Source organism: Rhodobacteraceae bacterium Araon29 (genome assembly GCA_039640505.1).
Classification (GTDB): domain Bacteria; phylum Pseudomonadota; class Alphaproteobacteria; order Rhodobacterales; family Rhodobacteraceae; genus CABZJG01.
Genome location: CP046865.1, coordinates 2,028,363 through 2,044,096 on the forward strand (window position 1 = coordinate 2,028,363; position 15,734 = coordinate 2,044,096).

The 15,734-nt window shown below is 49.3% G+C and carries 12 protein-coding genes; 6 read left to right on the top strand and 6 right to left on the bottom strand.

Annotated elements, in window-relative coordinates; genetic code table 11:
* Positions 1–3: 3 nt before the first annotated feature.
* Positions 4–1,452, bottom strand: a complete 1,449-nt coding sequence (gene guaB, locus GN278_09750; protein XAT60993.1) for an IMP dehydrogenase — start codon at positions 1,450–1,452, stop codon at positions 4–6.
* A 177-nt stretch (positions 1,453–1,629) separates the two neighbouring features.
* Here guaB and speB point away from each other — a divergent pair, with 177 nt between their 5' ends.
* A complete protein-coding gene (speB, locus tag GN278_09755) occupies positions 1,630–2,592 on the top strand; it encodes an agmatinase (protein ID XAT60994.1) in 963 nt (320 codons plus the stop codon).
* 106 nt (positions 2,593–2,698) lie between these two features.
* Positions 2,699–4,741 carry a DUF4445 domain-containing protein gene (locus GN278_09760; GenBank protein XAT60995.1) on the top strand — a complete coding sequence of 681 codons (2,043 nt, stop codon included), beginning with the start codon at positions 2,699–2,701 and terminating at the stop codon, positions 4,739–4,741.
* A 13-nt stretch (positions 4,742–4,754) separates the two neighbouring features.
* On the opposite strand, the gene GN278_09765 is transcribed toward GN278_09760, so the two are convergent.
* Both GN278_09765 and GN278_09770 read right to left on the bottom strand, forming a co-directional pair.
* The gene (locus tag GN278_09765) at positions 4,755–6,275 is read right to left on the bottom strand and encodes a cryptochrome/photolyase family protein (protein XAT60996.1); all 1,521 of its coding nucleotides are present in this window, start codon (positions 6,273–6,275) and stop codon (positions 4,755–4,757) included.
* Positions 6,276–6,296: 21 nt separating this feature from the next.
* Complete coding sequence (locus GN278_09770) at positions 6,297–6,734, bottom strand: tetratricopeptide repeat protein (protein XAT60997.1); 438 nt, start codon at positions 6,732–6,734, stop codon at positions 6,297–6,299.
* A 281-nt stretch (positions 6,735–7,015) separates the two neighbouring features.
* On the opposite strand from GN278_09770, the gene GN278_09775 reads away from it, so the two are divergent.
* The 3 genes from GN278_09775 to GN278_09785 all read left to right on the top strand — a co-directional run bounded on the left by GN278_09775 (position 7,016) and on the right by GN278_09785 (position 9,835).
* The gene (locus GN278_09775) at positions 7,016–7,636 is read left to right on the top strand and encodes a hypothetical protein (GenBank protein ID XAT60998.1); all 621 of its coding nucleotides are present in this window, start codon (positions 7,016–7,018) and stop codon (positions 7,634–7,636) included.
* A gap of 223 nt (positions 7,637–7,859) precedes the next feature.
* Positions 7,860–8,237 carry a hypothetical protein gene (locus GN278_09780; protein ID XAT60999.1) on the top strand — a complete coding sequence of 126 codons (378 nt, stop codon included), beginning with the start codon at positions 7,860–7,862 and terminating at the stop codon, positions 8,235–8,237.
* Between the two features lie 317 nt (positions 8,238–8,554).
* Entirely contained in the window at positions 8,555–9,835 is a 1,281-nt protein-coding gene (locus GN278_09785) for a DUF3422 family protein (GenBank protein ID XAT61000.1), read from the top strand.
* A 63-nt stretch (positions 9,836–9,898) separates the two neighbouring features.
* On the opposite strand, the gene GN278_09790 is transcribed toward GN278_09785, so the two are convergent.
* The 3 genes from GN278_09790 to GN278_09800 all read right to left on the bottom strand — a co-directional run bounded on the left by GN278_09790 (position 9,899) and on the right by GN278_09800 (position 13,589).
* Positions 9,899–10,810, bottom strand: coding sequence for an ABC transporter permease subunit (locus tag GN278_09790; protein XAT61001.1), 912 nt, complete (start codon positions 10,808–10,810; stop codon positions 9,899–9,901).
* Positions 10,803–11,810: an ABC transporter permease subunit gene (locus GN278_09795; protein ID XAT61002.1), complete on the bottom strand. Its 1,008-nt coding sequence runs from the start codon at positions 11,808–11,810 to the stop codon at positions 10,803–10,805. The genes GN278_09790 and GN278_09795 overlap by 8 nt, the downstream gene beginning before the upstream one ends.
* Positions 11,811–11,888: 78 nt before the next feature.
* Positions 11,889–13,589, bottom strand: coding sequence for a peptide ABC transporter substrate-binding protein (locus GN278_09800; GenBank protein ID XAT61003.1), 1,701 nt, complete (start codon positions 13,587–13,589; stop codon positions 11,889–11,891).
* Between the two features lie 314 nt (positions 13,590–13,903).
* Between GN278_09800 and GN278_09805 the strand changes: the two genes are divergently transcribed.
* Complete coding sequence (locus GN278_09805) at positions 13,904–15,733, top strand: dipeptide ABC transporter ATP-binding protein (protein ID XAT61004.1); 1,830 nt, start codon at positions 13,904–13,906, stop codon at positions 15,731–15,733.
* Position 15,734: the final 1 nt, after the last annotated feature.

Here is a 15,734-nt window from a genome sequence, read left to right on the forward strand (position 1 = left end):
GGCCTACATAACCCGATAGTTGGGGCTTTCGCGGGTGATCTGAACGTCGTGTACATGGCTTTCTTTCAAACCCGCGCCAGTGATTTTTACAAATGAACAGTTTGTGCGCATCGCATCGATTGTGCTGCAGCCGGTATAGCCCATTGCAGCCCGCAGCCCGCCAACCATTTGGTGAACGACCGTGCTGGCCGAGCCTTTATAAGGCACCTGCCCTTCGATGCCCTCGGGCACCAATTTGTCACCCGCCACATCTTTTTGAAAATACCGGTCCGCAGAGCCCCGCGCCATTGCCCCAAGCGAGCCCATGCCGCGATATGATTTAAAAGAGCGGCCCTGATAGAGGATCACTTCGCCGGGGCTTTCATCGGTCCCGGCAATCATTGAGCCGACCATGGCGCAGGATGCACCGGCGGCGATTGCCTTTGCAAAATCACCCGAAAACTTAATTCCACCATCTGCGATGACCGGCTTATTGCCGGCCGCCCCTGCACAGTCCATAATCGCAGTCAGCTGCGGCACGCCAACCCCTGCCACCATCCGTGTTGTACAAATCGACCCTGGCCCGATGCCCACTTTAATCGCATCTGCGCCCGCGCCAATCAGCGCCCGCGTGGCTTCCGCTGTGGCAACATTGCCAGCGACAACTTGAACCGTATTCGATAACTTTTTGATCCGCTCTACAGCCTCTGCGACACCATCAGAGTGGCCATGCGCCGTATCGACCACCACCATATCAACGCCAGAATCAATCAAGGCTTCGCTTCGGGCAAATCCGGCGTCTCCGACTGTGGTGGCAGCTGCAACCCGCAAACGTCCCAAATCATCTTTACATGCGGTTGGGTTCAGCACCGCCTGCTCTGTATCTTTCAGGGTAAGCAAACCTGTCAATTTACCGGATTGATCCGTAATCAATAGCTTTTCAATACGCCGCTCTTTCATAAGGCTAATTGCCTCTTGGCGATCTGCCGGCTCATGCAGAATTGCCAAATTATCAGCGCTCATCATGGCTTTCACAGGAGTATTATCTTCGCTTGCAAAGCGCATATCACGATTGGTTACGATGCCCACAACGCGCCCATCACTATCCACAACTGGAAAGCCGGTCACATTATAACGTTCCTGCAATACTTTTGCATCTGCCAGTGTTTGATCAGGCTTCAAGGTAATCGGATTATAAACTATGCCACTTTCAAATCGCTTTACACGGCGCACTTCGCGGGACTGCGCCTCTATATCAAGGTTACGGTGAATAACCCCCATACCTCCGGCTTGGGCCATGGTAATGGCCATTTGGGCCTCGGTGACGGTATCCATTGCCGAGCTTAGCAATGGTATGTTTAACGAAATGCTCTGGGTTACTTTAGTACGCGTATCAGCTGTACCGGGCAAAACATCCGAAGCGGCTGGCACTAACAACACATCATCAAAAGTAAGAGCCTCGCGAATCTGCATCGATCTATCCTTATGGCAGGGAACACTTGGCAGTTTCCTATTTCACGATTATGGCAAAAAGAAAAGAGGCAATAGAGCCCTAAATGAGGTTTTATAATTTGCGCCAAGTCGGCGCTTGCACTTAAAAGGCGCAAACCCCATGGTGACGCAAGCGCTTTCAAGGCGAGGGAACACAATATGAGCGAACACGGCTACTCAAAAGGGCGTCTGGATTTGCCATTCGTAGGCATATCCACCTTTGGCAAACGCCCCTATGTGGCGGACTGGTCTGCTCTAGATGCAGATGTGGCCGTTCTTGGTGCGCCGTTTGACGGCGGCACCCAATGGCGCGCCGGCGCTCGGTTTGGACCCCGCGGCGTTCGCGAGGCCTCGACCCTTTTTAGTTTCGGCCATGCCGGAGCCTATGATCATGAAGATGACGCAACCTATTTGCCCGGCGAGGTGCGCATTGTTGATATGGGCGATGCGGATATAGTCCATACCGACACCCTTAAAAGCCACGCCAATATTGAAACCGGCGTGCGCGCTGCTTTGACGGCGGGTGCGTTGCCCGTCGTTATTGGCGGAGATCATTCGGTGAATATCCCATGCATAAATGCGTTTGATGGCCATGAGGCGTTCCATATTCTGCAAATAGACGCCCATCTTGATTTTGTTGACGAACGGCACGGGGTGCGCTTTGGGCATGGCAACCCAATGCGCCGAGCGGCAGAAAAACCCTATGTATCGGGGCTTACCCAGGTTGGCATCCGCAATGTTAGCTCGACCGCAAAAGAAGGCTATGAAGACGCACGAAAGATGGGCTCGGATATTCTATCTGTGCGCCAAGCGCGTCAATTGGGTCCAGTGGGCGTCGCTGAGCGGCTGCCAAAAGCGGCCAAAATATACCTCACCGTTGATATTGATGCCTTTTGCCCGTCAATCGCGCCGGGAACTGGTACCCCAAGCCATGGAGGATTTCTGTATTATGAGGTGTTAGAAATTCTGCAGCATGTCAGCCAACGCCATGAAATTATCGGGATAGACCTTGTCGAAGTTGCACCTGACTATGACCAAAGCGGATCAACCAGTATCCTTGCTGCACAACTTTTGCTCAATATGCTCGGATTTATTTTTCACAACAGACCCAAGCAGAAATAAAGAATGCCGCCATTGGTCATTTTTATGACGCTTGCGGTCTTTCCTTACAGCCGATAGTCCCTATGCTTTGCCCTCTAAGTTGGGCTTTATTCAAAAGGCGCGAAATATGAGCCAAGATCCTCTTGTGGTGTTCACCCCATCGGGAAAACGGGGGCATTTTCCAAAAGGCACGCCCGTTCTAACAGCCGCGCGCCAGCTTGGCGTTGACCTGGACAGCGTTTGCGGCGGGCGCGGCATCTGCAGCAAATGCCAAATAACCCCTTCCTATGGGGAATTTCCAAAACATGGGGTTACAGCAGTGGACGGCGCGCTGTCTGACTGGAATGCCGTTGAGCAGCGCTATGATGATAAACGCGGGCTGACCAAAGGTCGACGCTTGGGGTGTCAGGCAAAAATCGAAGGGGACATCGTTATTGATGTTCCAGCGGAAAGCCAAGTGCACAAACAAGTTGTGCGCAAAGCCGCCAGTGACCGTGTTATTGCAATGGATCCGGCGACAAAGCTCTATTTTGTCGAAGTGGCCGAACCGGACATGCATGAGCCGAGCGGTGATCTTGAGCGCTTAAATGAAGCGCTGAAATCCCAATGGGGCCTAGAGGATGTTTCGGCTGATCTGCGGGTGATGAGAAAATTGCAGCCAGCGCTACGCAAAGGAAAGTGGCAGATCACAGCCGCTGTATTCCAAGATCATAAAGCCGGAAAGGGCCGTATTCTTGAGGTCTGGCCAGGGCTGCACGAAGACGGAATTTTCGGGCTGGCAATAGACCTTGGCTCCACCACAATTGCAGCCCATTTGACCGATTTGCGCAGTGGCGCAGTGATTGCCAGTTCCGGACTTATGAACCCGCAAATCCGCTTTGGTGAAGATCTAATGAGCCGTGTGAGCTATGCGATGATGAACCCCGGCGGTGATATTGAAATGACCACTGCGGTGCGAGCGGCCATGAACACCCTGATTGCAGAGATTGCAAACGAGGCCGGGATCAATAAGGATCTAATCGTTGAGATTGTCTTTGTCTGCAATCCGGTAATGCATCACCTTCTGCTTGGTATTGATCCGGTTGAACTTGGGCAGGCGCCCTTTGCCTTGGCCACGTCCGAGGCTTTAAACTTGGCTGCGCAAGAGCTAGACATTACGTCGATAAATGGGTCCGCGCGGGTCTTTATCCTGCCTTGTATTGCCGGACATGTTGGCGCAGATGCGGCCGCTGTTGCGCTTTCTGAAGAGCCCGGGCAATCGGAAGATTTAGTGTTGGTGGTTGATGTGGGAACCAATGCAGAGATTTTACTTGGCGATCAAACGCGGGTCTTGGCCTGTTCATCCCCGACAGGGCCGGCATTTGAGGGCGCGCAAATCAGCTCAGGCCAACGCGCAGCCCCCGGCGCTATTGAAAAAATTGGAATTGATCCGGTGAGCAAAAATCCACGGTTCCGCGTTATCGGCTGCGATTTGTGGTCTGATGAACCCGGTTTTGACAGTGCTACATCAGCTTCGGGCATTACCGGCATTTGCGGTTCTGGCATTATCGAAGCGGTGGCCGAATTGCGCATGGCGGGATTGATGGACGACAGCGGTTTGCTGGGCTCAGCCGACGCGACAGGCACGCCGCGGATGATCCCGGATGGCCGCACCCATAGCTATGTTATTCACGATGCAAGCGCCACCGGTGGACCCGTAATTTCGGTAACACAGGGCGACATCCGCGCCATCCAACTTGCCAAATCGGCTCTCTATGCCGGCGCGCGGCTTTTGATGGATGAAATGGGTGTCGATAAAGTTGACCGGGTGGTGCTAGCCGGTGCTTTCGGGGCGCATATTTCCAGCAAACACGCCATGGTGTTAGGAATGATCCCCGATGTGCCTTTGGATAAGGTCTTTTCAGCCGGCAATGCCGCTGGCACCGGCGCAAGGATCGCGCTTTGCAATAAAAAAGCCCGCGCTGATATCGAGCGCATTGTGCGCGAGATCGTCAAGGTTGAAACCGCTATCGAGCCCAAATTTCAAGAGCACTTTGTGGCCGCCAACGCGATCCCGCATAAAACCGACGCTTTTGAGGAACTTGCTAAAATTGTTAGCCTTCCAGCAGTCTCGTTCAACACGGGGGCAGATAGCAGCAAGGGGGGCCGCAGACGGCGACGGCGGGGTTAAGCACAACCAACATTTATAGCAGCTCTTCACGTAAAACATCTGCATAAGCGCGGTAGGTCGCTTGCTTTTCCGGATCAAACTTATCCCAGATCCGATAGATATTCCCCAAACGAGGGTTGCCACGCAGCTTATCTGAATTTCGATCCAAAAAATCCCAGTAAAATGTATTAAACGGACAGGACCCCGGGCCAGTTTTCTCTTTGACACTATAATGACAGGACCCACAATAGTCTGACATTTTATTGATGTAATTGCCACTTGATGCATAGGGTTTTGACGCGACCACACCGCCATCTGCAAACTGGCTCATGCCCATTGTGTTTGGCAACTCAACCCATTCAATGGCATCTGCATAGACGGCCAAGTACCATTCATGCACCTGAACCGGATCGATGCCCGCGATCAGGGCAAAATTTCCAGTCACCATCAGACGCTGAATATGATGTGCATAGGCGGTTTCTCGGGTCTGGGTCACGGCTTGCCGCACACATTCCATTTTGGTTTCACCCGTCCAGAAAAAGGATGGCAGATTATAATGAGCATCTAAAAAGTTTTCGGATTTAAATTCCGGCATACGCAGCCAGTAAATGCCGCGCATATATTCGCGCCAGCCCAACACTTGGCGCAAATAGCCTTCTACAGAATTCAAAGGCGCTGTGCCGTCATAATAGGCTTGAACGACTTGGCGGCATACTTCATCTGGCTCTAACAGTCCGGTATTGAGGTAAAGCGAAATCAAGCTGTGATATAGATAATTTTCACCGCGTAGCATCGCATCCTGATATGTTCCAAAGTCGGCAAGGGAATACTGAACAAAATGCTCAAGAGCCTGCCGTGCCTGAGCGCGCGTGACGGCAAATTCAAACGGTTCAAGGTCGCCAAAATGATCTGAAAAATGCGCATTGACATATGATATCACAGCTTCAGTTTCAGCATCGGGAGCAAATGTTAGCGGGCCGGGAAACGTCAGCCCCTTGGGGGCTTTTTTCCGGTTGTCATGATCAAAATTCCACTGACCACCCAGAGGCTGTTCACCCTCCATTAAATAGCCAGTTTTCCTTCGCATTATCCGATAGAAGTTTTCCATCCTGAGCTGCCGCCTGCCCTCTGCCCATTCTTCAAATTCGGAGCGGCTGCAGAAAAAGCGCTCATCCGGACGTATCTCGAATGGGATTTCCAGCGTCTTTGAAAGATCTGCATATAATTGCGCAACACGCCACTCGCCAGGCTCAATACCGACCACCGCATCCGGGCAGCATTCCGCAACATGGTTTTTAATCTCTTTGCTTAAATCGCCCTTATTGCCTGCTGCATCAATTTTCGTATATAAAACCGTCCAGCCATCCGCCCTCAACTCTTCCGCAAAGTGCCGCATGGCTGCAAAGTGATACACAATCTTTTTTTTATGGTGGGCAACATAGGTGGCCTCACTGGCCACCTCAGCCATCATAACGTGATCTGTTTTACGATCTGCAAAATGTAGCAATGACGGGGAAAGTTGATCCCCGAGCAAGACAATTAATCGCTTTTCCATGGCAAACTGGCTTTGGTTATTTTATTGCAGCGCTTTTCCAATCGCTTTTCGTAAAGCTTTGGTTTCATCACACTCTGAACCACAATACTGCATAAGCTTGGATAGGTTTGCTTGCGCTTTTTTGAATTGGCCCAGTTCGAGGAACAGCTCGCCTTGATATTCCAACGCCCCTAGATGACGCGGATTTAATGCCAAAGCCTCTTCGTAATGTTGCCCTGCTAAATCAAATTTACCCTGTTTGCGTGCGCTAAAACCAAGTAGATTTTGCCGATCATCTTCTGGCGCACCGTTAATGCTCGCAAGTTTTTGATAGGCATCAGCATAGCGCCTTTGCTTGAGCAATTGTTCCGCTGGTTGCAACACACTTACAGTAGAACTGGAGTAATCAGAACTCCCAACTGCACTGGCAGTTGTGACAAACGACATCATCGCCGCCGCCATCAGAATAACTTTCAACATGGTCACCTCACCAAAGCGTTCATAAGACCGTTTAGGTAATTTAAGCAGCCCAAACGTCAAGGTCGCCTGCCCAAAGATCGGAAATTGATGTTTGGTAAATTCTTTCAGATGTGCCTAAAGCAAACAATTCCCGACAAAATACGGGATATTTTACTAATTTTTGCTCATATTTATAGCAATACGCTATTATTTAAATATGTTGACCAATTAATTTATTACATTTCAATATAAAATTAATTATATTTGAAAATATTGAAATAAAATATGAATGGGAGAAAAATATGTCTGAAAATTTTGTCACAGTTACTGCCGCAAACTGTCCAGCAGAAAATCGTTCTGCTGCGCTTGAGCAAATGGCAAGCGTTGCCCAAGATGCGAAATCAGCCGGAGCCAGCCGCGTCACCTATGGCGCTACCCTCAGCGGGCTCAATCCCGGCGCTTTGGTTTTTATTCAGTTTTTTGATAGCTTGTCGAGTTTTGAAAACGTCATGGGAGCGTTTGCAAATTCCTCGGCTTATGCAGGTATTTTAGACCTTGGTGTCGAGGTCTATTTGCGAAACATAGCTAAATTAAGCGATGTCGCTTATACGCCAAAATTAGACCCAAGGCCCAATTATCTCGTGATGACCAAAGGTAAATCTTCAACGTCTAACCCAGAACTTACATCTTTGATGCAAGAGTGCACGGGTATTTTTGCACAGAGCGGCGCTCAGACGTTTCGCTTTGGACAAATTTTAACAGGCGACAACCCCGGCCAGTATTTGTTAGGTATTACCTATCCGTCGATGAACGCCATTCAAACAGCTTATGATGCGCTGCCCGCAAACCCGTTGGTTCAAAGGGTCTATTCGGAAATTGATGTCAATATGCGCTCAATTATTCAAATTCACGGAATGGCTTAAAAAACTATAGAAGTTACTCAAATCAAGAGCCTTATTCGAATTGGCTCTTGATTACTTATTTAATTAAAGAACACTCACTAATTAAATAAATTCACTTAGTAGAATGTAATACACTCAAATAATATCTACATCTGCATTATTTTAAATCTATTTTTTTCAAACGGGATTGTTTATCTATACTAATATGTGGTTTCATGTCGCAAGACAGTTCAGAGGTTGTTTTATGATCCGACTAACAAGCAGTACTCTCATCGCTCTGATCTGCACTGTGCAGATCGGCTTTGCCAATCAGACAATTGAGTTTGGCCAAGCTGACAAAGCCGAACAAATTCGGATTTGTCAGGATATGTACATTGCTTTTAGTGAAAAAGGGTCATTTTATAACATCCGCTCAGATGAAACCTACGCTGAGTTGTGGCAAGCCTTTGATGCGAGATCAAAGCATGGCTTTTTTTGCAAGTTTAATGTCAAAAAAGTGCAGTTCACTTTGCAGGCAGGCGGAAGCTGGCGCTATTTCCCGATCCTAGAGCCTGTTGAGTTCGAACAAGCCATGAAGGAATTAAATCAGATTGCGAAAGTGTCACAAGGACAATTGCGGTAACTGGATGCTTACAAAGCCTCTGCTTCAAACCGATTTCTATAAAATCGTTTTAAGGACCAACTCAGCGCAAATATCTTACGCTCTAAGTTGCTGCATTTTGCCGCGCTCAAAGCTCTTTCCCTGATCATGCTTTTGTCTTTTACTGTTGGCTAAGGTCGCATGAACGAACTTTAAGCGCATCGGTCAACAGATATCAAATGTGAACTAACGGAAAACCTGCGGGAATTTCTGAGGGACAAGCTGCGGAGTGAGACCTTGATTATTTTGTTCATAAATAACCCAAAATGGCTATAATTACGGCAGGAGAGTTTGATTTCATGAAGCAATTAATAGATCATCCTTTACGGTTCGAGATGACCAATGAGATGCACGCGCGCCCATTTCCCTCTTTGAACGCGCCCTCAAGCGTGGCATTTCTAGCATTGATGCATCCAACAAAGGCAGCAACGCGAGACCGCGATCTTGATCGAGCCCAATTGATCAAACTGCTGGATCGCTTTGGAGCACCACACCCCCAACCTAATGCGACGCATTATTCCGAGCCTTTGGGCCGATATAATCTTAAATGGGAACAACATACTGAGTTTGTTACTTACACTTTGTTTCAAGACGGTCTTTCCGAGCGCGCCTTTGATCCTGCAGAATTTTATGGCTTTCCCGAAGATTGGCTTTTAGATTTGCAAGACGTCTGTGTAACGTCGATTAACCTACGTGTCGAACAACGGCCAGATGATGCTACAATTCAGAAATGTCTAAAAAATTGGTTTGTCCAAGAGAGCGTCGCTGTAAGCTCCGTACTGGACGGCGCGGCAGTAGCCGCCGGTGATTTTCGTCTTGATGCCAGTGGCCATCAGCGCTTTGCAGTGTTTATTTCAAAAGGTACCGGCAGCCGGCGTATCGGCAGAATTGTCCAAAGAATTTGTGAAATTGAGACCTATAAAACAATGTCAATGCTCGGCTTTTCAGCCGCGCGAAATATGAACAGCGAGATGGAACAGATTAATACGAAACTCAGCGCCTTGATGTCTGATATGACAAATGCAGAAAGTTCCGCCGAGGTTACGCTTGGAGCGTTGTTAAATGTTTCTGCTGAACTTGAACATATTTCCGCACAAAGTGCGTTTCGCTTTGGAGCAACCGGAGCTTACGAAGCAATTGTGAACCAAAGGATTGCTGTTTTACGTGAAGAGCGTTTCGAGGGTCGGCAGACCTTCCATGAATTTATGCTTCGACGTTATGATCCCGCCATGCGCACGGTGAAGTCCTGTCAGAATAGGCTTGTAACAATGGCAGATCGCGCCATGCGATCGGGTGATTTGCTTCGTACCCGTGTTGATGTCGAACGCTCAGCGCAAAACCAAGCTTTGCTCAAAAGCATGGATCGACGCGCCGATCTACAGTTACGATTGCAAAGAACCGTCGAAAGTCTATCAGTCGTCGCAATCAGCTATTATGCAGTTTCTTTGACCGGTTATCTGGGCTATCCACTCGCTGCTCATTTGGGGATTAGCAAAGGGACGCTCACCGCAGCTTTAACCCTGCCGGTTGTGGCATTGGTCGGGTGGGCTATCCGGCGGATACGCAATCAAATGACGTGACTGCCCCATAGTGCAGTGCACATTTAGAAGCCTCGTTTCTTTGGCGGCCCAAATAGCTTTTGCTTACCGGCCGCGAATTCGCGGATCCATGGCATCACGTAGACCATCGCCAAGGTAATTAATGCTCAGAACAGTCAATGAAATCGCCAAGCCTGGCCATAAGACACGCTCAGGATAGAGCTGAAGATAATCCACTGCATCGTTTAACAAGCGGCCCCAGGTTGGGAAATCAGGTGGAAACCCAAGGCCCAAAAACGATAGTGCGCTTTCTGTGATAATCGCATTGGCAATTCCCAACGTTGCAGAAACCAATATTGGCGACAACACATTGGGCAATATATGCCGCATTATAATCTTACGGTCTGTGGTTCCGATTGAACGGGCTGCAAGCACAAACTCGCGCTCTTTCAATGCCATGACATCACCCCGCACAATGCGCGCTGTTGGCATCCAACTGGTGATACCAATGGAGACCACGATCAAAACAAACATGCCACGCTCGGGCCCATAGGCTTGGCTGAGCGGCTCACGAAATAAAAGCATCATCACCAACAGCAGAGGCAAAAGCGGAAGCGAAAGGAACAGATCCGTCAATCGCATCAGAATACCGTCTAATCGGCGATAGTACCCTGCGCACACTCCGATTAAACTGCCCAGCATGAGCGAAAGCGTCATCGCTGCGATTCCGACTGAGATGGATGTTTTTCCACCTGCAATCATCCGCGCAAAAGTATCACGCCCCAACTGATCGGTCCCAAACGGATGCGCCCAACTTGGGCTTTGATTGCGCAATCGGATATTAATCTCATTAGCTTCATAGGGCCACACCCAAGGGCCCACCATCACCAATATAACGATGGTGAAAAAGATTATGCCGCCGATTAAAGCGCCTTTGTGTTTTTTAAACTGGTCCCAGACATCACGCCACTTGCTGCGCGCGGGTTGCTGAGGAAGTGGCTCGGCGGTGTTAGTCATAGCGTATCCTCGGATCCAAAAGCCCGTATAAAATGTCTGCGATTAGGTTAAAGGCAACGATCAAAAACGCGAACATAAAAGTCAATGTTTGCACCGTTGGCAAGTCATTGGCATAGATCGCATTGATTAACTGCCCACCTATTCCGTTTACTTTAAAAATCTGCTCGGTGATAATCGCGCCGCCAAAAATATAGGGCAGATTAAGCGCAATTACAGTGACCACTGGGATCATCGAGTTGCGCAGAACATGAACCATCACCACCGTCCACTCGCTTAGACCCTTGGCCCGCGCGGTTCGCACATAATCCTGATTAAGGTTATCAAGCATAGATGCACGCATATAGCGGCTGATTTGAGCTGTGGTTTGCAGCGCAAGCACCATTACCGGCAAAACCATCTGTTTTAGTTGAATGACAAAGGTGTCCCAGTTAATCACCTGATGCAATGTATCATAGGTAGAAGGCAACCAGCCAAGTTGAACCGCAAAAATCACAATCACAAGCGGACCTGTGAAAAATGGCGGGATGGAATAGCCAATCATTGTCACAAAAGTTCCGGCCTGATCAAAAACCGAATAATGCCGATAGGCAGAATAAATACCGATCGGCAGCGCGATTAAAATGCCGACCACATAAGACATCCCAACCACCCATAGGGTTTGCGGCATTCTCTGCACGACAATATCCATCACCGGGCTGCGGGTCTGCCAGCTTATCACGCGCAGATCACCTTCGGAAAAGGTTGTCCCAAACATATGATCTATGAAAACCTGCGGTTCGATCCAGAAAAACTGCATCAGCCATTTGGCAAATTGGATGTAGAGAGGTTGGCCAAGGCCCAAAGCCTCGCGCATTTTTTCTTTGACCTCTGGGGGCACGGTTAATGGCACCTGTGCCATCGGATCGTTCGGTGCAAGGTTTAGAAGAAGAAAAATAACCAAACTGATGAACAAAAGCGTCGGGATAGAGATCAGCAGACGACGAATAGTGAATGTCAGCATTTAGTGACGCCTTAGTATTTCAGTTCAAAGGAAAACTGCGCCCCTCACGACGAGGGGCGCAGCAAGAAAGACTAGCTATTAGTCGATACGATGCCAGTCGGCAACGTTCCACAGCTCTGAATCAAACGTGTTCAGAACAACACCACCAAGTGATTTGGCATGCGCAGAAACACGACCGCGGTCAACGAGAGGCACAATTGTGTAGCTTTCATTGGTCAGCATATCGTTCATCTTACGGCCAAGTTCACCGCGGCGCTCGATGTCGCCTGTGCGGGCCATTTCATCAATCAGCTTGTCATACTCTGGATCACAGAAGCGGTTGATGTTTGCACCTTGCCACTGGCTGTCTGGCTTTGGCTCATTGCCACAGCGATAAGCTGCCAGATAGGCTTGTGGGTCGGTTCCATCAAACACGTTGGCGTACATTTCAACATCAGCATAGAACTTCTGGTATGTGTCAGGCGAACCTGGATCACCACCAAAGAAGACTGACGCATTCAGGTTACGCAATTCGGTTTCGACACCGATTTGGCTCCACCACTCTTTGATAAGAGCTTGGAAATCCTGACGTACAGCGTTGGTTGATGTTTGATACAGAATAGACAAACGCACGCCGTCTTTGGCGCGGATGCCATCACCACCACGGGCCCAGCCTGCTTCGTCGAGCAATGCGTTTGCGCCTGCGATATCTTGTGTCAAACAATCAGTGTTGCCTGACGCATAAATCGCGGGTGCAGGAACCAGATCACATGTTGGTCGTCCCGCTTGGCCATAGCCGATTTCAACGAGCAACGGACGGTCAATCGCCATGGACAGCGCTTTCCGAACATTGATATCGCTGAGGAATGGGTGCGGTGCTGCGCGTGTTGAGCGCGTATCTGCATCCAGATCAGGCGATGGGTTTGTCATGTTCATTTCAAGACGCTCAACAAGAGCACCAAATGCTGAAATCGGTGTACCTTTGCCACCTTCGGCCAGCTTGGCAAGCACATCTGGTGCGAGTTGCAGGTTCCAGGCATAGTCAAATTCACCTGTTTCCATTACAGCGCGACCGGCTGCAGTGGCGTCACCACCACCTTTGAAGGTCAGCGTTGCGAAGGCCGGCTTGTTTGCGACGCGGTAATTGTCGTTGGCTTTCATCTGAATCACATCGTTTGGACGGAATTCTGTTACCACGAAAGGACCTGTGCCGATTGGGCCAAAGTTTTGATCTGTACAATTTGGCGCAGCTGCACCCATGCAATTTTCAAACTGTGCCTTCTGGATGATTGGTGTCTGACCACCAACAAATGGACCATAGGGGTTTGGCTTTGGCTGGTTAAAGCTAACTTTAACTGTCAAATCATTGATGACTTCAATAGAAGTAACACCATCAAATTTTTCCAGCTGAGCGCAACCACCTTCTGGGTGCATACAATAATCCCCAGTAAATTTTACGTCCGCCGCAGTAACTGCTGATCCGTCTGACCAGAGCAGGCCACTTTTCAGCGTCCAAGTGATCGATGTCAAATCTTCGCTCACCCCACCATTGGCAACAGTTGGAATTTCCTCTGCCAAAAATGCCACCATAGCACCTGTTTCATCAAAGCGGCCCAATGGCTCGATGACGAGACTAGATGATTCGATGTCCTTTGTTCCCCCGGACAGATATGGGTTCAAGATCGACGGAGCTTGCCAGTAAATAATACTGACGTTGCCATCTGAGCCACGCTCAGCGAAACTGGCCGGTGCAAACGCACAGGCAGCTACGGCCCCCATCATAAGTGATTTGATTTTCATTTAAACCTCCTTGCGGTTTTCACATCAGGCAAAACATCAAACGTTAGTTATAAATTTTCCCCATTTTCTTTCGATCGTATTGTTAAAGAACAGAGCGCATGTGAGCGCTAACTATTCGGATTACGAACATTCGACTATCGAAGCAGACTTTTCTCAAAATGCAAGCCCAAATGATACTAGAATGCATCAATAAAGCGGGTCGAGGAATAATATTCCACTTTTGCAATATCGCAAACCTCCGAATTTAAGCGATGTGTTTGACATCAATAGACTCAATTCGCTACCAATACTTTCTAAAGCATAGGAGCACTGTAATGCTGGATCACCCCAAAACTCCCGTCGCAAGCTTTGAAAACCTGCGGGTTGAATTTGAAACCAAAGACGGAACAGTCGTTGGGGTTGAGGATGTCTCTTTTGAGATTAACGCAGGGGAAACCGTTTGCGTTGTGGGGGAATCAGGCTCTGGCAAATCGGTTTCATCGCTCTCAATGATGCGATTGGTGGAATTTGGCGGCGGACGTCTGGCGGGCGGCAAACTTGAATTTGACCGAAAAGAATCAGGCATAGTTGACGTCACAAAAGTGGACCAGTCATTGATGCGTACGATTCGTGGCAATGAAATTGGCATGATCTTTCAAGAGCCTATGACAGCTCTTAACCCGGTGTTCACGGTGGGCCGTCAATTGACTGAGGGCCTTAGGGTGCACAAGGGTATGACGAGATCAGCGGCGGCTCAGCAGGCGCTTGATCTGCTACGGCAGGTGCGCATACCCGAACCTGAGCGACGGCTGAAACAATTTCCGCACGAGCTATCGGGCGGCATGCGTCAACGGGTGGTTATTGCCATGGCGCTAGCCTGCGAGCCAAGATTGCTCATTGCGGATGAACCAACCACAGCGCTTGATGTGACCATTCAGGCTGAAATCCTTGCCCTGATAGACCGCCTTAAACGGGAAACTGGCACTGCCGTGATGTTTATCACCCATGATATGGCGGTGGTCGCACAGATGGCAGACCGTGTTGTTGTGATGTACCGTGGCAATAAGGTAGAGGAAGGCTTGGTCGAGCAGATTTTCAAAGACCCACAGCATAGCTACACCCAGTCCCTACTCGCAGCGGTTCCAAAACTTGGCGAGATGAAAGGTAAGGATTTTCCTGAGCCAATGCGCCTTTTTGGTGATGAAGACACTGTTCGAAAGCCCATTGAAGGGACGAATGAACCCCTGCTCGAGGTTAAAAATCTTGTCACTCGCTTTCCAGTCAAAGGCGGTATTTTACGGCGCACGGTCGCCAACGTTCACGCTGTCGAAGATGTTTCCTTTACCTTGATGAAAGGGCGCACTTTAGCGTTGGTCGGCGAATCGGGTTGCGGCAAATCCACCGTTGGCAGATCACTTCTTCGTTTGGTTGAACCTTTATCTGGCGAAGTCAGCATTGCCGGCAAAGATATCATAGCCATGGCTCCCGAAGAGTTGCGCACTGCGCGCGTTGATATGCAAATGGTATTTCAAGACCCCTTTGCATCACTAAACCCGCAAATGCTGCTCATGGATCAGGTCGCCGAGCCAATGCGCAATTATGACACGCACAGCGGCGATGCATTGCAAAAACGCGTTGAAATGCTGTTCGATCGGGTCGAGTTGCCACGCAGCTTTTTGCGCCGCTATCCGCATGAGTTATCTGGCGGCCAGCGCCAAAGGGTTGCCATTGCGCGCGCTCTGGCACTTAATCCAAAATTGATTATTGCTGATGAAGCTGTGAGCGCGCTGGATGTCTCGGTTCAGGCACAGGTTCTTAATCTTATGATGGAATTGCAGGCAGAGCTTGAGCTGTCCTTTCTATTCATCAGTCATGATATGGCTGTGGTGGAACGGGTTAGCCATGATGTGGGCGTAATGTATTTGGGGCGTTTGGTCGAAATAGGGCCGCGCAGCAAAGTCTTTGAAGCACCGCAACATGCTTATACGCAGGCATTGATGAAAGCGGTTCCGATCGCAGATCCTACCCAACGCAAGTCCGAAAAAGATCTTAACTTCAAACCAATCCCCTCACCAATCCACGGTATGAATTATGTCGCAGAATCCTCTGAGTACCGTGAAGTGTCGGATGGACATTTTGTTTTAACCACAGATAGCGGGTACTAAT